A 19,558-nucleotide genomic window follows, 5' to 3' on the forward strand; every position below is an offset into this window, starting at 1 on the left:
AGGAAAAAAGCCGGCTGGACATCAGCCGGTTTTTCCTCTATCTATCAGAAAAGGGCGGATACCATGTTTCACATTTTGTTAATAGAAGATGATAACTCTTTGTTTCATGAGATGAAAGAGAGATTAACGGGCTGGTCATTTGCGGTGCACGGAATAAAAGATTTCAGCCGGGTCATCCGGGAGTTTACCGAAATCAAGCCTGATTTGGTGATCATTGATGTACAGCTGCCGAAATTTGACGGCTTTCATTGGTGCAGAATGATACGCTCCCAATCAAACGTGCCGATTCTCTTTTTGTCCTCGCGCGATCATCCCGCGGATATGGTCATGTCGATGCAGCTCGGGGCAGATGATTTTATTCAGAAGCCTTTTCACTTTGATGTGTTAATCGCGAAAATACAGGCGGTGTTCCGCCGTGTGCATCAATACGGCACAGAACCGGCGCTGATGAAAAGATGGTGCGGGGCGGTCATTGACACAGAAACCAACACGGTCAGCCGTAAAAACGGTTCGGTCGAGCTGACCAAAAACGAAATGCTGATCTTAAAACTGCTGGCTGAGCAGAAAAATAAAATCGTCAGCAGGGAAGAACTCATCAGAAGCCTATGGAATGATGAGCGTTTCGTCAGTGATAATACGCTGACGGTGAATGTCAACCGGCTGCGGAAAAAACTCGATCAATTAGGCATCGGGAAAATGATTGAAACCAAGGTGGGGCAGGGATACATCGCAAAGGAAGAAGACGGTCTTTATGATTAAATCATTTCTGCTCGAAAGAAAGAGCTGGATCGCGATGTTTCTTTTGCAGCAGGCTGTGCTCCTTTTTGCGGCATATATTGATCCGTCTATTCCGTTTCTTTCAGTGCTGTATTTTGTTTACCTGTCTCTTCTTGTGTTTCTTGTATTTCTCTTGTTCCGCTATCGTAAAGAGACCGCCTATTATAAAAGCTTAAGAGAGTGGGACGCCAATTTAGACATGTCTTATCTTAAAGCGCCTGAAAGTCCGTTTGAGTCTATCGTTGAAGAAAGCATTGAAGGGCAGACAGAGCAGTTAAGAAAAAGCTCACTTGATCTTCAGGCGGCGTCAGAGCATGAAAAGGACGATCTGATGTCATGGATTCACGAGGTCAAAACACCGCTGACAGCGATGCATCTCATGATTGAGCGCCTTGATGAACAGCCGCTCAAAGCCCCTTTGCTGTATGAATGGCTGCGGATTCACCTTCTTCTGGACCAGCAGCTTCATCAGAAACGATTGTCCTTTATTGAAAATGATTTATCATTCCAGCGCATTCAGCTCAGGCCGCTCGTTTTCAAAGAAATTAAAAATCTGCAATCATGGTGTATACAAAAAGGGATCGGGTTTGACATTCAGCTTGATTCACCAGACGTTCACAGTGACGGAAAATGGCTTTCCTTCATCATCAGGCAGCTGTTAAGCAATGCCGTCAAATACAGTGAGGCGGATGACATTACCGTAAAAAGCTATGAACAAAACGGCCGGGTGCATGTGGATATCGAAGACCGCGGCATCGGCATCGAGCCCAAAGATCTTCCGCGCATTTTTGAAAAGGGATTTACCTCGACGCGAATGAGGCGTGATCACGCGTCAACGGGGATGGGCCTGTATTTGGCTCGAAAAGCCGCGGCTCCGCTTCTTATCCAGATCAGCGTGCGCTCTGAGCCGGAAAGCGGCACGGTTTTTACCTTGGTGTTTCCGAAACAGAACGATGCCGTCAGCATGTTCAGCGTGTGACAAAAGTGTCACATGCTTTTCTCTTTTGTTCGCTTAATCAAACGAAAAAAACGGCTTCTGTTTTTAAAATAAAGATAACCAATGTAAAAGGAGAATCAGAACGTGATGATTTTAGAAGCAGGCAATATCCAAAAAAGCTACGGAAACAAGCTGAATAAACAAGAAGTGCTGAAAGGAATTGATCTTCAGATTCACAAAGGGGAATTCGTCAGCATTATGGGCCCTTCGGGATCAGGGAAAACGACCCTTTTGAATGTGCTTTCCTCCATTGATAAAGTGAGCGCGGGCACCATTAAACTGAATGAGACGGAGATTACATCCATGAAAGAAAAGCAGCTTGCCGAATTCAGAAAACGGCATCTCGGCTTTATTTTTCAGGATTATAATTTATTGGACACCCTGACCGTGAAAGAAAACATACTCCTGCCGTTATCCATTACGAAAATGTCTAAGAAAGAGGCGGACCTGCGATTTGCCGAGACGGCAGAGGAGCTTGGGATCTATGATTTGCGACATAAGTATCCGAGTGAAATTTCCGGCGGGCAAAAACAGCGGACGTCTGCCGCAAGAGCTGTTATTCACGAACCGGGCATTATTTTTGCTGATGAGCCGACCGGAGCGCTCGATTCAAAGGCTGCCATGGATTTACTGAATAAACTCAGCCGTCTGAATCAAAAACGCCGCGCCACCATTGTGATGGTGACGCATGATCCGGTTGCCGCCAGCTATTCCGGACGTGTGATTTTCATTAAAGACGGCCGTGTGTATACACAGCTGAATAAAGGCGGCCAGGACAGACCGGAATTTTTTCAGGATATTATGAAAACGCAAAGTGTATTGGGCGGGGTTCAGGCATGAGTATTCATCATTTGATCTTCCAGAACCTGAAAAAGAATTTGAAAAACTATTACCTTTACGTTTTTGCGCTGGTGTTCAGCGCCGCCCTTTATTTCGCGTTTGTCACGATGCAATACGATCCGGCGCTTGATGAAATGAAAAGCTCCATAAAAGGAGCGGCGGCAATCCGGGCCGCCTCTGTACTGCTTGTGGCGATCGTGTCGGTATTTCTTTTATACGCCAACACTATTTTTATTAAACGGCGCGGCCGGGAAATCGGCTTATTCCGATTAATCGGCATGACGAAAATGCACATTTTCCGCATACTCAGCACAGAAAATTTCATTTTGTATTTCGGATCGATTTGGATCGGTATTTTTGCCGGCTTTTCTCTCTCGAAATTATGTATGATGATGCTGTTTCATACAGTCGGTGTGAAAGCCTCTGTCTCACTGTTTTTTTCAAGCAAGGCGCTCGTTCAGACGTTAATTGTGTTCGGGGCGATTTACGTGCTGATTATGATGATGAATTACTTATTTATTAAACGCCAAAGCATTTTGTCTTTATTTAAAACCGCGTCATCGTCAGAAAGCGGCATAAGGCGGCTCTCTTGGGTGCAGATGGCGATCGGCGTTGTCGGTATTGCGGCCATTATCGCCGGCTATGCCGTGTCCGCGGATTTATTCGGAGGCAGTTTTACGAGCATGAATGAACTGTTTTCGGCCATGGTGTTTATTCTCGGCTCGGTCATTATCGGAACCTATCTGTTTTATAAAGGTTCGGTCAGCTTTCTGGCAAATCTCATCCGAAAATCAAAAGGCGGGTATCTGAATGTCAGTGAAGTGCTGTCTTTGTCATCCATCATGTTCCGGATGAAGTCAAACGCCGTCCTGCTGACGATTATTACGACTCTTTCGGCGCTGGCAATCGGTTTGCTGTCTTTAAGCTACATCTCGTACTATTCCGCGGAAAAATCGGCTGAGCAAAATACAGCCGCGGACTTTGCGTTTGATAACCAAAAGGAGACTGACTCATTTACCGCTTTATTGAAGAAAAACGGAATTGAACACAAAGTGAAAACAATCAAGACCATTCTAGCCGGTGTCAATATGAAGAACATCATAAACGGCGATATGAAAAGCTTTCAACAAGACCCGTCCAGCTTGGCGCTGCCGATTATAAGCGAGAAAGACGCGGAAGGGACGGAGCTTTCTGACGGAGAAGCCGTGTTTACCGGATATAATGATATGATGAAAAGATTTCTCGACCTGAAAACGTCAGGATCCATTGATATAAACGGTAAAACGGATAAAATACCGCTGGCGTATAAGGGCTTGAAGAACGACTTCCTCCTGTCATATACATTTACAAGCGGAGGGCTGCCGACCGTTATCGTCACGCAGCAGGTATTTGACCGGATCGAGAAAGATATCGACCCGTCCATTCAGGGAAAATCAAATCGTTTTTTCGGCATTACACTCAAACGTGAAGAGGACATCCAAAAAGCTGATGGTCTGTTTCAGGCGCAGCACTATTCAGACGGTGCGCTTTCACAATTTGAAACGGCTGACACGCAAAAGAAAAACATGGGGCTGGTCATGTTTATTGTCGGGTTTTTAGGATTAACCTTTCTGATTACCTCAGGCTGTATCCTTTATTTTAAACAAATGGGCGAGTGTGAGGATGAGAAGGCTGATTATACGATATTGCGGAAGCTCGGCTTCACAACGGGAGATCTGCTGAAAGGCATCCGCCGGAAGCAGGCGTATCATTTCGGCATTCCGCTCGTTCTCGGGCTGTTCCACAGCTATTTTGCCGTTCAGTCAGGATGGTTTTTATTCGGAACGGAAGTGTGGACGCCGATGATCATCGTCATGGCGCTGTATACGCTGCTGTACTCCATCTTCGGCATGCTGTCGGTGCTATACTATAAAAAGGTCATTCAATCCGCCTTGTAAAACAAGTTGAGGAGCCTCCGCATAAGCGGAGGCTTTTTTTGTATGAATAGAAGAAAGCGATTTTTAAAAGAATAGACATACGTCATTTTTTCGCACGGGGGAGCCTTATGCAGAAGTATTTTCAATTGAAATCTGAAACAGGAGCCTTTCATCTATTTTCCAGGGAACACATTTTCACGCTTTTGATCATCGGATTGCTTGGGGTGTGCGTGATCATATTCCGGAAACAGCTCAACCAGAGTCGCATGATCCGCTATGTACTATTCATTCTCCTTGCCGTGTCGCAGATCAGCTATCATATATGGCTGCTTTGTCATCATGCCTGGTCGCTGAAAACAGCTCTGCCGCTGCAGCTGAGCGACCTTTCCGTCTATTTGGCGATGCTGATGGTCATGACAAAAAGCAAAAAACTGTTCGCCTTCCTCTATTTTGCCGGTTTGGGCAGCGCCGTACAGGCGATGACAACACCTGATTTAGGGGCGTATTCTTTCCCTCATTTTCGGTACATCGTGTTTTTCGTCTCCCACGGCTGTGTTTTTCTTACCTGTCTATTCATGGCCGCTGCAGAAAGGTACAGACCGTCGGCGCGCGGACTGTGGGTATCGGTGCTGATCGTAAATCTGTACGGGGCGTGTGTCTTTTTTATTGATCGTATGCTGAATGCAAATTACTTATATTTAATGAAAAAACCGAAGACCGCTTCGCTTCTGAATGTTTTCGGACCTTGGCCGTGGTATCTTCTATCAATGGAAGCGGCGGTGATATTGAGCTTTTTCATTCTGTATATCCCGTTTTGGCTGCTGAGGAAAAGAGCATGAGGCCGGCCTGTTTTTGTGAATCCAATCATTTGTAATTTTTTCAACATTCCGGCATTATTTTTTTCAGATTCTGATGTTGAAAAAAGATGTCCGCGGCGATAGAATGAATGTGCTATGATAACGTGTTCGATACGGAGCCGCGGCTTGCGGTTTCCGTTTTTTCATGGGGTTTTTTATAGAGAGAGGGGGATCGGTATGCCGCGCGCTTTGAAGATATTAATCATCGGAATGTTTATCAATGTGACGGGCGCATCTTTTTTGTGGCCGCTGAATACGATCTATATTCATAATCATTTAGGGAAATCGCTGACTGTTGCGGGGATAGTTCTGATGCTGAATTCCGGTGCCAGTGTGGCGGGCAATTTATGCGGCGGATTTTTGTTTGATAAAATCGGCGGATTCAAATCCATTATGCTGGGCATTATGATCACATTGGCTAGTCTTCTCGGACTCGTTCTGTTTCACCAATGGCCTGTTTATATTTGGCTGCTCATCATTGTCGGCTTCGGTTCCGGTATCGTGTTCCCGGCCAGTTACGCCATGGCGGGAGCGGTATGGAAAGAAGGCGGGCGGAGAGCTTTTAATGCGATTTATGTAGCTCAGAACGCAGGTGTCGCCGTGGGCTCGGCACTCGGCGGGATGGTTGCGGCGTACTCGTTTACGTACGTGTTTTTAGCCAATGCTATGCTGTATGTGCTGTTTTTCCTTATCGTATTTTTCGGGTTTCGAAATATCAAAACTCAGCATGCGAGCCAGGTTTCTGTTCTGGACTACGAGCCTGTCAGCAGCAGAACGAAATTTACGGCGCTTCTCATATTGAGCGGCGGGTATGTTCTCGGGTGGATCGCCTATTCGCAGTGGTCCACAACCGTTGCGTCACATACTCAAAGCATCGGTATGCCGCTTTCATTATACAGTGTGCTCTGGACCGTAAACGGAATATTAATTGTCGCCGGACAGCCTCTCATGGGAGCTGTTCTGAAAAAATGGTCCGGTGCGTTAAAAACGCAGATGGTCATCGGCTTTTGTATTTTTATCGTCTCGTTCGGCGTGCTTCTCAGCGCCAAGCAATTTCCGATGTACCTCACCGCAATGGTGATTTTAACCGTCGGAGAAATGCTTGTATGGCCTGCCGTGCCTACCATTGCCAATCAGCTTGCGCCTAAGGGGAAAGAAGGATTTTACCAAGGATTCGTCAACAGTGCGGCGACGGGCGGCAGAATGATCGGGCCGCTCCTTGGCGGCGTGCTGGTTGATCAGTACGGAATGAGCGTGCTGCTGTGGATCCTGATGGTGCTTCTTGTTGTCAGCATCGCAGCGACGGTGCTGTACGACAAACGCCTGAAAACCGTTAATAAACAAAACGTCCAAGTACGATGACGACATAAAAAAATCCCGCTGTTTCGGCGGGATTTTTTTGTTTATACGACCGGAAGCACGTTGACGGCGTCCTTAACGTTTAAATACGTCTTTAATGAAGAAAAGCTGGCATCAAGCTGATTCATTCTCATGGCGAGGGTAGGCTTGATACCGGTGATAATCAATTCCGTGCCGATTAATTTAAGCAGGTGGTGCAATTTGAAAATCCGGTCTGCGGTCTGTTCGTTTACCTCGGCCAGACCTGATAAGTCTATAATTAAGTAATCATCTTTAGATGCGGTTAATATGTCCGTCAAAGTTGTCACAATTGAATCAAATCGTTCTTCCGTTAAGTTTCCCACTAACGGCAAAGCGGAGATGCCGTTTCGGATCGGAACAACCGGTGTTGACAGCGTCGTGATTTCTGTGAGGGAATCCTCAAGGAGCTTTTCGTATTCTTTCTGCTCTGTAATGTCTTTTTGAAAACCGACAAAATAGAGCTTGTCTTCAACATAAAGAGGATCAATGTTGAGTTCATTCCAAAATGGGGTGCCGTCTTTTTTGACGTTTTTCAGCCGCACCGTGATCTTTTCTTTCTGGGTTAAGCTCTTTCTGATTTTCGCGACTTGTTGACGGTCGGTTTCTTTGCTTTGCAGAAATCTGCAGTTCTTACCTAATATCTCTTCGGAAGAGTAGCCTGTCATATCCATAAATCCCTGATTTGTATATATGATGGGATTGTCCTCAAGAGAGGGGTCTGTAATCACCACGCCGATGCGTGCGTGATCAAGCGCCTTTTTGATAAGCTCCAGCTGCTCCAGTTTTCCGGATACATTTGAGTCAGCCATGTAAAACCCCCTTTTGGCCGTAAAGCTGCGCGCTTTTTCAGCCATTGTTTCTCCCCTTTTTAAATGAATCTACAGTAACCGTAGCATAACATATGTTCTGATTCAAGCAACCGAAGTTTGCAATTTGTCATTCGGGCTTGTCCTCATATACACTGAATATATAAGGGGAAGGCACATCATCGCTAAGTAAGTGACTAGGTCATTGTCACTGGATGAAAAATGAATCTAATGCATCAAGCTTACCGATCATGTGTTCACATATAATGGAAGAAACAAGCTTTTTACTTTCCTGCTCAATCGCCGGTATGTAGATATCGAAAATCATCGTATTCGTAAGGGGGCTGGATGGCCTGAAGTCGCTTTACTAAATAAGGGCTTTAGGAAGGTGATGAAGATGCTGCATCAGGTAATAATTGCTTGTGTAATTGGAGGAATCATGGGGGTTCTCGGTCATGTGAAAAAGAGAGGCAGGCTGGAGAAACCCAGAATGACAAAGCGGTTTATCTATCTCGGTTTTTTGGAAGATGGTTTTATCGGAATGGCTGCTTCCATCTTACTTGTCTTATCCGCTGACCCCGATTCAGGAATTCAACTCGTCATCTTATCCATAATCGCAGGCTACGGCGGAGAAGCTGTTCTCAGGAGCTTTGATTTTGTCAGAGAACAAAACAGTGATTCGGCCGAAGCAAAACCACACCAGCAAAAAAATCCTCCATCAAAATAATATCCCCGCTCATGACCCGTTCCGGGTACATTCCCATTGTATACAAACCTGCTTGCACTTATGAACAGAATTCTATAAAATACAGGTAAGATTACGGTAGCGATAAGAACAGTGAAGAGGAGCAGTAAGAAGCAGATTTTGCAATCAGAGAGTTGACGGCCGGTGCAAGTCAATCAAGTCTGTTTCCGAACTCGCCTCAGAGTTGCAGCGGCAAAACCGCTGACGCATAACTGCGTTAAAAGTATCAAGTGAGTGCGGCTCAAAACCGCGCTAACGAGGGTGGTACCGCGGGAAATAAAAATCTCTCGTCCCTTTTTGGGATGAGGGAGTTTTTTTAGTTTTAGAATAATCTGAATATAATCTTTCTCATCCCGTCAATACTTGGACTACATACGCCGTATTCAATCAGAAGGAGGTTTTTACGTTGAGTTTTCAGCATGAAAAAATAGAAAAGAAATGGCAGAATTACTGGTTGGATCATAAAACGTTCGCCGTCAGTGAAGAGAATGACAAGCCGAAGTTTTACGCGCTTGACATGTTCCCGTATCCTTCAGGAGCCGGCCTTCATGTCGGACATCCGGAAGGCTATACGGCAACCGATATCCTTTCGCGCATGAGACGCATGCAAGGATACAATGTGCTTCATCCGATGGGATGGGACGCGTTCGGGCTTCCTGCCGAGCAATACGCGCTTGACACGGGGAATGATCCGGCTGAGTTCACAAAACAAAATATAGATAATTTCCGCCGCCAGATCCAATCGCTCGGATTTTCATATGATTGGGATCGTGAAATCAATACGACTGATCCGGACTATTACAAATGGACGCAGTGGATCTTCACCAAGCTGTACGAAAAAGGGCTCGCTTACGTAGACGAAGTGCCGGTCAACTGGTGCCCGGCGCTCGGAACGGTGCTTGCGAACGAAGAAGTCATTGACGGCAAAAGCGAGCGGGGCGGCCATCCGGTTGAACGCCGCCCGATGAGACAATGGATGCTGAAAATCACCGCTTATGCGGACAGGCTTCTTGAAGATTTAGAAGACCTTGACTGGCCGGAAAGCATTAAAGACATGCAGCGCAACTGGATCGGACGCTCAGAAGGCGCAAACGTGCATTTTGCGATCGACGGCACTAATGACACGTTTACCGTGTTTACGACAAGACCGGACACGCTGTTTGGCGCGGCTTATGCCGTACTGGCTCCTGAGCATGAGCTTGTTGAGGCCATCACGACGCCTGAACAAAAAGAAGCGGTAGATGCTTATGTTAAAGAAGTTCAGGCGAAAAGTGACCTGGAACGGACGGATCTTGCGAAAACAAAAACGGGCGTCTTCACGGGCGCATATGCCGTAAACCCTGCAAACGGGGAAAAGCTGCCGATCTGGATAGCGGATTATGTCCTCGCCTCTTACGGAACGGGCGCTGTAATGGCCGTGCCGGCGCATGATGAACGTGATTTTGAATTCGCCAAAGTGTTCAGCCTGCCTGTCAAAGAAGTCGTAAAAGGCGGAAACACGGAAGAAGAAGCGTACACGGGGGACGGAGAGCATGTCAATTCCGGCTTTCTGAATGGACTGTATAAAGCGGAAGCGATTGAAAAAATGATCGCCTGGCTTGAAGAAACGAAAAACGGTGAGAAAAAAGTGACATACCGTCTGCGTGATTGGCTGTTCAGCCGCCAGCGCTATTGGGGCGAGCCGATTCCGGTCATTCATTGGGAAGACGGCACGTCAACAGCCGTTCCGGCGGAAGAGCTGCCGCTGATTCTGCCGAAAACCGATGAGATCAAACCGAGCGGAACAGGTGAATCACCGCTTGCCAACATTAAAGAGTGGGTGGAAGTCACTGATCCTGAAACGGGCAAAAAAGGCAGAAGAGAAACGAACACGATGCCGCAATGGGCGGGAAGCTGCTGGTATTTCCTCCGCTTTATCGACCCGAAAAATCCGGATCAGCTCGCTTCACCTGAGAAACTGGATAAATGGCTGCCCGTTGATATTTACATTGGAGGAGCGGAGCATGCCGTGCTTCACCTTCTGTACGCGCGTTTCTGGCATAAATTCCTCTACGATATCGGTGTCGTGCCGACGAAAGAACCGTTCCAAAAGCTGTATAACCAAGGAATGATTCTGGGGGAAAACAATGAAAAAATGAGTAAATCCCGCGGAAACGTCGTCAATCCGGATGAAATTGTGGCGTCTCACGGAGCAGATACGCTCCGCCTGTACGAAATGTTTATGGGGCCGCTTGATGCATCTATCGCCTGGTCTGAATCAGGTCTTGACGGAGCGCGCCGCTTCCTTGACCGCGTATGGCGTTTGTTTATCGAGGAAAACGGAGAGCTTACGGGCAAAGTGACAGAAGGCGCAGGCGAAACTCTTGAGCGCGTCTATCATGAAACGGTCATGAAAGTGACAGAAAACTTCGAAGCCCTTCGTTTTAACACGGGCATTTCTCAGCTGATGGTCTTCATTAATGAAGCTTACAAAGCGAATGAACTGCCGAGAGAATATATCGAAGGTTTTGTGAAGCTGCTTTCTCCTATTGCGCCGCATTTGGCGGAAGAACTGTGGGAAAAACTCGGCCACGAAGGTTCAATTGCATATGAGGCTTGGCCTGCCTATGACGAATCAAAACTGGTGGACGATGAAGTGGAAATCGTCGTCCAGCTGAACGGAAAAGTAAAAGCGAAATTAATGGTTCCGGCTGATGCTGATAAAGCAGCGTTAGAACAGCTCGCACAAGCTGACGAAAAAGTAAAAGAGCAGCTTGAAGGAAAAACGATCCGAAAAATCATTGCCGTACCGGGCAAGCTTGTCAATATCGTGGCAAACTGACCGGGCGAAGCCCCTCTCCTACAGAGAGGGGCTTTTTTATCAGCCTCTATCATAGAAATTGCACCGCGGGCTTTGGTATACTTAATACCATAAAGATGAATGGGAGTGTCACACATTGAAAATAAATGAAATCAGCACAGCCGCACTGGAAGAAAAATTAAAAGCGGGAGAAGAGCTGTATCTGATTGATGTCAGAGAAGACGAAGAAGTTGCCGAAGGAATGATTCCGGAGGCCGTTCACATCCGCATGGGGGACATCCCTGAGAAGATGGATGCGTTAGACAAGGACAAGGAATATGTATTTATCTGCCGTTCCGGAAAAAGAAGCATGAACGTTTGTATGTATTTACATGAGCAGGGCTTCCGTACGGTTAATGTTGAAGGCGGCATGCTGGAGTGGGAAGGCGAAACAAAGCCGAAGAAATAACGCTTTGAAGTGAAAGAAGAAAAGGGATGTGCGTCTTTTTCTTCTTTTTTTAAAAAACGGGAGGCGAATCAGGTGAAACCGATGATCCGCGCGATGAAAACAAACGATATCAAACAGGTCCGGCAAGTCGCAGAACGCAGCTGGCATCATACGTATGAAGGGATTATTCCCAGACACATTCAAGATCAGTTTCTCGAATCCGCCTATCAGGATGAGATGATGGAACGCCGGCTCTTGCATTCTCTGTTCTTTGTGGCAGAAGAAGAGGGGCGAGTGCTCGGTTTTGCAAATGCCACCCCGGTTCAAAAAGACGGAAATGCGGAGCTGACCGCCATCTATATTGACCCGGATTGCCAGGGAAACGGGATAGGCACGGCACTCCTTAAAGAATGCATCAGGCAGTCCGGCGGGGTAAAAAAGCTTTATGTCCATGCAGAAAAAGAGAACCGCATTGCCTTATCCTTTTATCAAGCGAAAGGGTTTCAATGGGTATATGAATTTGAAGAAGACTTTAAAGGACACACTTTACAGACGGTCAAACTGGTACTGAACATATAAAAGCGTCCGGCCGCCTAGGACCGGAACGCGAATGATCAGTGATAAGCCGGAAGCCGGTCTTTGTGCGCTTCAAATAAGTCATCGCACAAAGATATGATGTCATTCATGGAAAGCTCGGCGCTCGTATGCGGATCAAGCATGGCCGCCTGATATACGGCTTCCTTTTTTAATGTAACGGCCGCTTCGATGGTTAAAAGCTGTGTGTTAATGTTTGTTCTGTTGAGCGCCGCGAGCTGCTCGGGAAGTTCGCCCGAATAGCACGGCATAATGTGGTTTTTGACGGCTGTGCAAGGCACTTCAACGACCGCTTTCGCCGGCAGATTCGGTATCAGCCCGGTATTCAGCACATTGCCGCCGAATGTGAACGGTTTGCCCGTCTCCATCGCTTCAATAATTCTCGAACCGTATTCTTTTGAGCGTTCATGCGTCAGGTTTTGGTTGTTGATAATGCCGTCTCTCATCGTTTCCCAATTGTTGATTTGTTCCGCGCATCTCCTCGGATATTCATCAAGCGGAATTTGGAGTTCATCTATCAGCTCAGGATACCGGCTTTTTATAAAATACGGGTGATATTCGGCATTATGCTCAGATGATTCCGTTACGTAGCAGCCGAATTTATCCATCAGCTCAAACCGCACCATGTCCTTATGTTTCGTCTTTTGTTTTTCGCGTGCCCGTCTTTTAATTTCAGGATATAAATCAATTCCGTCTTTTTTAATCTCCAAAAGCCAAGCCATATGGTTGATGCCGGCAATGCGTTCTTCCGTCCCTTCGTGATCCATGCCGAGTGAGTCAAACAGATCTTTGGTACATACCTGGACGCTGTGGCACAGGCCGACCGTTTTGACATTTGTATGTCTGAGCATCGCTCCGGTCAGAGAGGCCATCGGATTTGTATAATTTAACAGCCACGCATCCGGGCAGACCTCTTCCATGTCTTTTGCGATGTCAAATAAAACGGGGATGGTGCGAAGGGAACGGAAAATACCGCCTATTCCGACGGTATCGGCAATCGTCTGGCGGAGACCGTACCGCTTCGGGATGTCAAAGTCAATGACCGTCGCGGGTTTATAACCGCCGACCTGAATGGCATTTATCACATAGCCGGCGTGTGTAAGCGCCTGTTTTCGGTCATCGTAGGAGATGATGGATATACTCGTATTGTAGCGGTCTCTCATGTTTTCCAGCATGAGCTGGGATTCTTTCAGCCGTACAGCGTCAATATCATAAAGCGCGAATTCAAACCCGTTTAATGCTTCAGTCAGTAAGCAGTCCCCCAGTACATTTTTGGCGAAAATCGTGCTCCCCGCTCCGATAAACGTAATTTTCTTCAACAGAAATTCCTCCCTTTTCTTCTCAGCCTTTGACCGCCCCGGAGGACAGCCCTGAGATAAAATATTTTTGAAGCGCCAAAAACAATACGACCATCGGCAGCATCGCCATGATCGCGGCTGCGGCGACTAAGTGAAGATTGTTCGCGTTTTCGCCGAAGAATCCCGCCATGGCCACGGTCAATGTCTGCACCTTTTGATCTTGTAAAAAGAAAATCGCAAATTGGTAATCGTTCCAGATAAACACGCAGGAAATTATGCAGACCGTTGCGGTAATCGGTTTCAACAAAGGAAACACGATTGTATAAAAAGTCCTGATCAATCCCGCGCCGTCGATCCTGGCGGCTTCCTCAAGCTCTTTCGGAATGGAGGAGCGGATAAACCCTGAATATAAGAAAACGGTCAGCGGCATATATGCAGCCGTATTAATGAGAATGGCTGCGGCATGCGTATTGATCAGCCCCGCATCAGCGACCATCTTGTATAAAGGAACCATGGAAGTCAAAGGCGGGATGATCATGATTGAAATCAAAAGTCCGAAGACGATTTTGTTCAGCTTTGTATTTCTTCTTGCGAGCGGGTATGCGGCAAGCGAACCCATGAAAATTAACAAAGCGGCGGAAACGGCTGTAATGATGATCGTGTTCAGAAAGGATTGCCCGAGAGAGGCACGTTCCCATGCTTCACGAAAATTCTGAAATGAAAAGGCGGATGGCAGCGACCATTTTGAACTGTAGTCACCTTTTGCTTTTAATGACGTGGTCAGCAAAATATAAAAGGGGACAATATGAACGCACGAGATAACGGCTGCCAACAGCGTAAAAATCCGCATTCGGGCTGTTTTCATGACATTTCCGTCTCCTTTCGCTTGAAATACACGAGAGCCGAAAAGCTGATGACAAGAATCATGACGGACATAAACACGCCTTGGGCGGCGGCATATCCCGCATCCTGCCGTTTAAAATATAAATCATACATAAACGTTGACATCGATTGAGAGGAATTGCCCGGCCCGCCTGCGGTCAGCGCGAAAATGACATCAAACAGCTTCAGCCCGCCGATGATATTGATGACCATGTTGATGGTGACAGCCGGAATCAATAAAGGCAGGGTGATGGTGAAAAACGGCTGAAGACCGCCAGCGCCATCCATTTTTGCCGCTTCGTAATAATCTTTCGGAATGCTTTGCAGCCCCGCCAAATATACAATCATCGCAATCCCTGCGTATTGATACGTGTTAATCATGACGATAATCCACGGGTTTGCCGCAGGGCTTGCCAAGGCATTGACAGGACCGATTCCCAGTGCGCCAAGCACATCATTCAGCGCACCCCCGTCATATGAGAAAATAAAATACCAAATGTATCCCATAATCAGCGGACTGATAATGACGGGCAGGTAGACGATCGTTCTTGTGAGCGCCTTCATTTTTAAGCTCTGATTCAAAAGCAGCGCATATAAAAGTCCGAGCATATTCTGAAAAAAAGTGCTTCCGATGCCGTAAAGCAAAGTGTTTTTCACAACAAGCCACGTGTCCGGATCTGTAAAAAGCCTTTTATATTGAGTGACTCCCACCCATTGATACGTCTGTGAGAAGCCGTTCCAGTTTGTAAACGTAATAAAAGCGCCTTTGACAAACGGAAAAATCATGAAAATAAAAACCGTGGCAAGGGCGGGAACGTACATCCACCATAGTGACGCGGATTTTACCGGCTTTTGATGTTGAAATCCTTGGGTTTCTCTTGCAAGATCACTCATTCTTTTTCAGCTCCCCGTGAATCAGATTGAAGCCGGAGCCGCTTATATTCCCTGCCGAGTTTCGCTGAAATTTCAGCGGGGGTTAAGATATCGGCCATCAGCTCCTGCCCGGCTGTTCCCATCACATCCCACATTCCGTTTGGCAAATAAAGGCGGTCAAAATAAGGCTGCACCTTAATATGCTGATAGCGCTTATAGTCATTTGCGTAGAAAATGTCCGTTTGCACATTCACTAATCCGGCCGGAAGCGAGGTCGCTTCGGCAATTGATTTTGCATGCTCGGGTCGGGCCATAAATGCGATAAACTGTTTCGCTTCTTCAAGCCGCGGGGAATCCTTGAATGCCGCCAGCGTGTAACGTTCGCCTCCGATCCAAACCGGCGCGTCTCCCTTGTGGACGGCCGGGGTCGGTATGATGCCGACTTTTACCTTCGGATTGATTTGAGCGACGTCTTGGCCGAGGGTGCCGCCCTGCAGCGTAAAGGCGATTTTGTTTTGCGCCATCAGTTCAATGAGCTGGGACCGTTTCGCCGTCACGGCATCTATATTGAGCAGGTTTTCCTTTTGCATCTCTTTCAGTTTGTCAGATAAATAGGTGAAGTGTGTCCAGCGGAAGGTTCCGTTTAACAGTTGTTTTTTGTAACGGTGTGCGGGATCTGTGATGAGAAGCGGTGCGGCGAATTGATCGTAATATTGGGCAAATGAGCTTTTCTCATAGCCGGCAAACCAGAAGGGGATGACTGTTCCGCCGCTTTTTTCTTTAATCTGTCTCAATGCCTTCATAAAATCATCCATTGTTTCCGGCGGTTTGATTCCGTATTTTTCCAACATTGTGCGGTTGTAGGCCAGTCCGTCCTTTGCCTGATTCAGAGGGAAGGCGTATATTCTGCCTTTGGCGTCTTTGAGCATGCTGTTTAAATTCGGATCGAGCCGCTTCGTCCAAGACATGCCGCTGAGATCGGCGGTATATTCTCCGTAGCGGATTTTGGCCCAGCCGTGTGTGTCGAAAAGATCGGGCATATCACCGGCCGCCATCCTGACCCTCATCATATTTTCGTAGTCATTGCCTGGGAAATGAACGTTTACTTGAATGTCCGGATGTTCTTTTTGGAATGAATCAGCCAACTTTCTGAATACGGCGCGTTCGCTGTCTGAGGATATGGTGGAATAGACTGTCAATGTTTTCTGCTTTTCTCCGTCGCCGCTCTGTTCTGCCGAGCAGCCGGGAAGTATCATGCAAGTAAAAGAAAGGAACAAAGCCAGTAAGCGTTTCATCTTTTCCTCCTTTAAATATGATATAAACGCTGCGGGACACGTCACCTCCTTTCTTGTGAGCCGCAGCTTTGTCTGACAATCAATGAAGTGGGGAGCGTCACGGCCAGCGGGACGGTTCTGCCGTTTAAACGGTCGAGAAGCAATTTGACACCCGTCCGGCCCATCTCTTCCGTGTATACTTTTACCGTTGATAACGGCGTGCTGGCGTATTCTGCCTCATCAATTCCGTTGAAGCTGACAACCGCCGTATCGCGCGGGACTTGAAGGCCGGCTTCCTGCAAGGCTTTTAAAGCGCCGACAGCCATCGAATCACTTGCGATAAAAAAGGCATCGGGGAGACTTCCGCCTTTGATGGCTTCATTCATCAGCCGGAACCCTTCGTGCATGCTGTATTCGCCGATCAGTACATGCTCCGGCTCGGCGCCGGCCATTTGTAAGAAAGCGGTCAGACGCTTATCCTCAATCGTTTTATTGCTGTTTACACCGTCTATGACGGTATGCTCCCGCTCCCGGCCGCCGATATAACCGAGCCGTTGGTAACCGAGCGACAGAAGATGTTCTATCGCCTTTTGCGCTGCGGCATAAAAATCCACGCTGACAGAATCGTAGCGGGCGGGATCGGGGGTGCCGTTAACAAACACCGCGTGCCTGAAAGCGGCGCTGATATTCGTAAGCGCCTCGTCTTGCAGGCTGCCGATGACGATGACGCCGTCCAGTTCGTGAAACATATGCTCTTGAAAAGAACCGAGATGGATAGAAGATGTGATAAAAATTTTTTGCCGAAAGCATTCTTCCTCAATGCCTTTTCGGATCGCCGAAAAATAAGGATCCTGCCGTTCTTCTTCCGGTGACAGGCAGCTGACAACGCCGATCAGGGGCGCTGAATCGCTGCGGCTGCGGTTCTTCTGTCTTTTTGCCGACGGCTGATAGCCCAGCTCATCGGCGATCCTCAGAACTTTTTCTCTTGTTTCATCAGTCACAGCCAAAGAGTCATCCTTATTCAAAATTCTCGATACTGTCGCGCTGGATACAGATGCCTGTAAGGCAATATCTTTGAGACGGACCATTTCGCATCTCCTTTTTACTAAATATTTACTAAACAGAAATGAACTGGTTATTGTTAAAATGATATTATCATACGAGAGTAAGCGTTTTCAACAACTATTTTCGGTTACTTTTAGTAAAAATCAGTAAAAAAGAAAATCTGTTTTTCTCTATCATATTTCAATTGAACCGGAATAAATTGATAGAGAAAGGAGAGGGTGATGTGCTGAAGATAGCTGTTTTTGATGAGGAGCATGAAAAGGATCTGCAGACTGAAGTCAATACATTTTTAAAGGGGATTTCTGATGAACAGCTCGTTGATATTAAATATACGGTAGCGGCGGCCTGTGATCCTGAAGGTGAGCAGCTTTATTGTTTTTCCGCTCTCATTTTATACCGAAAATAAAGAAGCCCGGACGAAATGCCGGGCTTCGTTGTTCATTATGCTTTTTTGACGCGGGGACTTCTCGGTTTTTGGTATTTCTCCGCTTGTTTGATTCCTTTTCGCTCGCTCGCTAATGACTTGTACAGAGACACAATCATCAGAAGAATCACGACTGAAAACGGAACCGCGGCGAGAATGGCGGTGTTTTGCAGTGCGGCCAGACCGCCGGAATATAACAATACCGCTGCCACGGCGGACTGGATGACGCCCCAGATGATTTTCACCCGGTTTGACGGGTCTAAAGAGCCGTAAGACGTTTGCATTCCAAGCACAAATGTCGCTGAATCCGCTGATGTGATAAAGAATACAGCGATCAGAACAAGCGTTAATACGGATGTCACCATTGTCAGCGGATAGTGGCTGAGTGCGCCGAACAGCATCGTATCCGTTGACATTCCCGCGACATTGAATACGCCTTTCTGCTGAAGATCCATCGCGGATACACCGAAGATCGCAAACCATAAGAAAGCCAATATACAAGGTGTCACCAATACCCCGATTAAAAATTCCCGGATCGTCCGGCCCCTTGATACACGGGCGATAAAAATGCCGACAAACGGCGACCAGGATATCCACCAGGCCCAATAGAAAATGGTCCAGCTGTTAATCCATTCGCGTTTTTGGGGATCATTCGGAGACAAGCGAAAGCTCATCTGCACGATATTTTGGATATATTGGCCGATAGAATCGGTAAATGAGTTCATAATCAGCACCGTCGGGCCTGCAATGAGCATAAAGATCATTAAAATAGCCGCGAGCGCCATGTTGGTATTGCTTAAGTATTTAATCCCTTTGCCGATGCCGCTCCACGCAGAAATCAAAAATAACACGGTCACGACAGCGATCAGGATCAGCTGAACGGAAAATGTTTTCGGAATGCCGAATAAATAATGCAGACCGCCGTTGATCTGAGTCGCTCCGAGCCCTAAGCTTGTCGCCACACCGACAACGGTCGCAAACACGGCGATACAGTCAATCGCTTTGCCGATCGGCCCGTTTACTTTATCGCCCAAAAGCGGTGTCAGTGTGCTGCTGATCAAACCGGGCGCGTCTTTTCTGAATTGAAAATATGCGATACATAAAGCGACAACCGCATAGATGGCCCAAGCGTGCAGCCCCCAGTGGAAAAATGTGTACCGGAGCGCATCACGAAATGCTTGGGGCGTTTCTGTTTCACCTGAGGGAGAGCTGATGGCGTAATGGCTGATCGGTTCCGCAGCCCCGTAAAATACCAAACCGATTCCCATGCCTGCGCTGAAAAGCATGGCAAACCATGATAATAAGCCGAATTCCGGTTTTTCCCCGGGTTTTCCGAGTTTTATTGTGCCGATCGGACTTACAATGAGAAAGAGACAGAAACCGACAAATATAGAAACGACCAGCAGATAATACCAGCCGAAAGAATCCGTAATAAATTTTTGTGCCGTATCAGTGACTTGCTGCAGGCTGTCAGGAGAAATGGCTCCCCATAAAACCGCAGCGGCTGTGATGACAATCACAATCCAAAAAACACTGGAGATGTTCTTCTTCAAACGTTCTCACCCTCTGACTATTTTTTTCAATACGCCATTTTGTTTTAGTA

The 19,558-nt window shown here is 47.1% G+C and carries 18 protein-coding genes and 1 other annotated feature; of the genes, 11 read left to right on the forward strand and 7 right to left on the reverse strand.

Going from position 1 to position 19,558, the window contains the following annotated elements:
- Positions 1–63 precede the first annotated feature (63 nt).
- The 6 genes from SB24_RS15040 to SB24_RS15065 all read left to right on the forward strand — a co-directional run bounded on the left by SB24_RS15040 (position 64) and on the right by SB24_RS15065 (position 6,749).
- Positions 64–759 carry a response regulator transcription factor gene (locus SB24_RS15040; RefSeq protein WP_033574239.1) on the forward strand — a complete coding sequence of 232 codons (696 nt, stop codon included), beginning with the start codon at positions 64–66 and terminating at the stop codon, positions 757–759.
- Positions 752–1,756, forward strand: a complete 1,005-nt coding sequence (locus tag SB24_RS15045) for a sensor histidine kinase (RefSeq protein ID WP_039254164.1) — start codon at positions 752–754, stop codon at positions 1,754–1,756. Before SB24_RS15040 ends, SB24_RS15045 begins: the two co-directional genes overlap by 8 nt.
- A gap of 102 nt (positions 1,757–1,858) precedes the next feature.
- Positions 1,859–2,614 carry an ABC transporter ATP-binding protein gene (locus tag SB24_RS15050; RefSeq protein WP_033574237.1) on the forward strand — a complete coding sequence of 252 codons (756 nt, stop codon included), beginning with the start codon at positions 1,859–1,861 and terminating at the stop codon, positions 2,612–2,614.
- Positions 2,611–4,551, forward strand: a complete 1,941-nt coding sequence (locus SB24_RS15055) for an FtsX-like permease family protein (RefSeq protein WP_039254165.1) — start codon at positions 2,611–2,613, stop codon at positions 4,549–4,551. The genes SB24_RS15050 and SB24_RS15055 overlap by 4 nt, the downstream gene beginning before the upstream one ends.
- Positions 4,552–4,658: 107 nt before the next feature.
- Positions 4,659–5,369 carry a YwaF family protein gene (locus SB24_RS15060; protein WP_033574235.1) on the forward strand — a complete coding sequence of 237 codons (711 nt, stop codon included), beginning with the start codon at positions 4,659–4,661 and terminating at the stop codon, positions 5,367–5,369.
- A gap of 195 nt (positions 5,370–5,564) precedes the next feature.
- Positions 5,565–6,749: an MDR family MFS transporter gene (locus SB24_RS15065; RefSeq protein WP_031378729.1), complete on the forward strand. Its 1,185-nt coding sequence runs from the start codon at positions 5,565–5,567 to the stop codon at positions 6,747–6,749.
- Between the two features lie 41 nt (positions 6,750–6,790).
- Here the strand turns inward: SB24_RS15065 and SB24_RS15070 are convergent, their stop codons facing one another.
- Positions 6,791–7,576, reverse strand: coding sequence for a YtvA family blue-light photoreceptor (locus SB24_RS15070; protein ID WP_031378730.1), 786 nt, complete (start codon positions 7,574–7,576; stop codon positions 6,791–6,793).
- Between the two features lie 388 nt (positions 7,577–7,964).
- Here SB24_RS15070 and SB24_RS15075 point away from each other — a divergent pair, with 388 nt between their 5' ends.
- The 4 genes from SB24_RS15075 (at position 7,965) to SB24_RS15090 (ending at position 12,124) form a co-directional block, all read left to right on the forward strand.
- Entirely contained in the window at positions 7,965–8,300 is a 336-nt protein-coding gene (locus SB24_RS15075; protein WP_015418038.1) for a DUF4257 domain-containing protein, read from the forward strand.
- A 102-nt stretch (positions 8,301–8,402) separates the two neighbouring features.
- Positions 8,403–8,616: a binding site (T-box leader), on the forward strand.
- A 108-nt stretch (positions 8,617–8,724) separates the two neighbouring features.
- Complete coding sequence (gene leuS, locus SB24_RS15080) at positions 8,725–11,139, forward strand: leucine--tRNA ligase (protein WP_031378731.1); 2,415 nt, start codon at positions 8,725–8,727, stop codon at positions 11,137–11,139.
- A 115-nt stretch (positions 11,140–11,254) separates the two neighbouring features.
- Positions 11,255–11,566: a rhodanese-like domain-containing protein gene (locus SB24_RS15085; protein WP_003152299.1), complete on the forward strand. Its 312-nt coding sequence runs from the start codon at positions 11,255–11,257 to the stop codon at positions 11,564–11,566.
- A 9-nt stretch (positions 11,567–11,575) separates the two neighbouring features.
- Positions 11,576–12,124: a GNAT family N-acetyltransferase gene (locus tag SB24_RS15090; RefSeq protein ID WP_079891305.1), complete on the forward strand. Its 549-nt coding sequence runs from the start codon at positions 11,576–11,578 to the stop codon at positions 12,122–12,124.
- A 35-nt stretch (positions 12,125–12,159) separates the two neighbouring features.
- Here SB24_RS15090 and melA read toward each other — a convergent pair whose 3' ends face one another.
- Genes melA through SB24_RS15115 form a run of 5 tightly spaced genes read right to left on the reverse strand, consistent with a single transcriptional unit; the run spans position 12,160 to position 17,554 of the window.
- Positions 12,160–13,458 carry an alpha-galactosidase MelA gene (gene melA, locus SB24_RS15095; RefSeq protein WP_031378733.1) on the reverse strand — a complete coding sequence of 433 codons (1,299 nt, stop codon included), beginning with the start codon at positions 13,456–13,458 and terminating at the stop codon, positions 12,160–12,162.
- Positions 13,459–13,480: 22 nt separating this feature from the next.
- Complete coding sequence (locus SB24_RS15100; RefSeq protein ID WP_031378734.1) at positions 13,481–14,302, reverse strand: carbohydrate ABC transporter permease; 822 nt, start codon at positions 14,300–14,302, stop codon at positions 13,481–13,483.
- On the reverse strand, positions 14,299–15,213 hold the full coding sequence (locus SB24_RS15105; protein ID WP_031378735.1) for a carbohydrate ABC transporter permease: 915 nt from the start codon (positions 15,211–15,213) through the stop codon (positions 14,299–14,301). Before SB24_RS15105 ends, SB24_RS15100 begins: the two co-directional genes overlap by 4 nt.
- The gene (locus SB24_RS15110) at positions 15,210–16,487 is read right to left on the reverse strand and encodes an ABC transporter substrate-binding protein (RefSeq protein ID WP_031378736.1); all 1,278 of its coding nucleotides are present in this window, start codon (positions 16,485–16,487) and stop codon (positions 15,210–15,212) included. Before SB24_RS15110 ends, SB24_RS15105 begins: the two co-directional genes overlap by 4 nt.
- A 41-nt stretch (positions 16,488–16,528) precedes the next feature.
- Positions 16,529–17,554: a LacI family DNA-binding transcriptional regulator gene (locus SB24_RS15115; protein WP_015418031.1), complete on the reverse strand. Its 1,026-nt coding sequence runs from the start codon at positions 17,552–17,554 to the stop codon at positions 16,529–16,531.
- Between the two features lie 200 nt (positions 17,555–17,754).
- On the opposite strand from SB24_RS15115, the gene SB24_RS15120 reads away from it, so the two are divergent.
- Positions 17,755–17,937 (forward strand): sporulation protein Cse60, encoded by a 183-nt coding sequence (locus SB24_RS15120; RefSeq protein ID WP_003152309.1) that lies wholly within the window; start codon positions 17,755–17,757, stop codon positions 17,935–17,937.
- A gap of 35 nt (positions 17,938–17,972) precedes the next feature.
- Here the strand turns inward: SB24_RS15120 and opuD are convergent, their stop codons facing one another.
- Entirely contained in the window at positions 17,973–19,508 is a 1,536-nt protein-coding gene (gene opuD / locus SB24_RS15125; RefSeq protein WP_007408799.1) for a glycine betaine transporter OpuD, read from the reverse strand.
- Positions 19,509–19,558: the final 50 nt, after the last annotated feature.

The organism is Bacillus sp. Pc3, assembly GCF_000815145.1.
Taxonomy (GTDB): domain Bacteria; phylum Bacillota; class Bacilli; order Bacillales; family Bacillaceae; genus Bacillus; species Bacillus velezensis.

Excerpts from the sequence above, each read along its gene's own strand:
- SB24_RS15040 (WP_033574239.1), top strand. The coding sequence starts at position 64 with ATGTTTCACATTTTGTTAATAGAAGATGATAACTCTTTGTTTCATGAG.
- SB24_RS15045 (WP_039254164.1), top strand. The coding sequence starts at position 752 with ATGATTAAATCATTTCTGCTCGAAAGAAAGAGCTGGATCGCGATGTTT.
- SB24_RS15055 (WP_039254165.1), top strand. The coding sequence starts at position 2,611 with ATGAGTATTCATCATTTGATCTTCCAGAACCTGAAAAAGAATTTGAAA.
- SB24_RS15060 (WP_033574235.1), top strand. The coding sequence starts at position 4,659 with ATGCAGAAGTATTTTCAATTGAAATCTGAAACAGGAGCCTTTCATCTA.
- SB24_RS15065 (WP_031378729.1), top strand. The coding sequence starts at position 5,565 with ATGCCGCGCGCTTTGAAGATATTAATCATCGGAATGTTTATCAATGTG.
- SB24_RS15070 (WP_031378730.1), bottom strand. The coding sequence starts at position 7,576 with ATGGCTGACTCAAATGTATCCGGAAAACTGGAGCAGCTGGAGCTTATC.
- SB24_RS15075 (WP_015418038.1), top strand. The coding sequence starts at position 7,965 with ATGAAGATGCTGCATCAGGTAATAATTGCTTGTGTAATTGGAGGAATC.
- SB24_RS15100 (WP_031378734.1), bottom strand. The coding sequence starts at position 14,302 with ATGAAAACAGCCCGAATGCGGATTTTTACGCTGTTGGCAGCCGTTATC.
- SB24_RS15105 (WP_031378735.1), bottom strand. The coding sequence starts at position 15,213 with ATGAGTGATCTTGCAAGAGAAACCCAAGGATTTCAACATCAAAAGCCG.
- SB24_RS15110 (WP_031378736.1), bottom strand. The coding sequence starts at position 16,487 with ATGAAACGCTTACTGGCTTTGTTCCTTTCTTTTACTTGCATGATACTT.
- SB24_RS15115 (WP_015418031.1), bottom strand. The coding sequence starts at position 17,554 with ATGGTCCGTCTCAAAGATATTGCCTTACAGGCATCTGTATCCAGCGCG.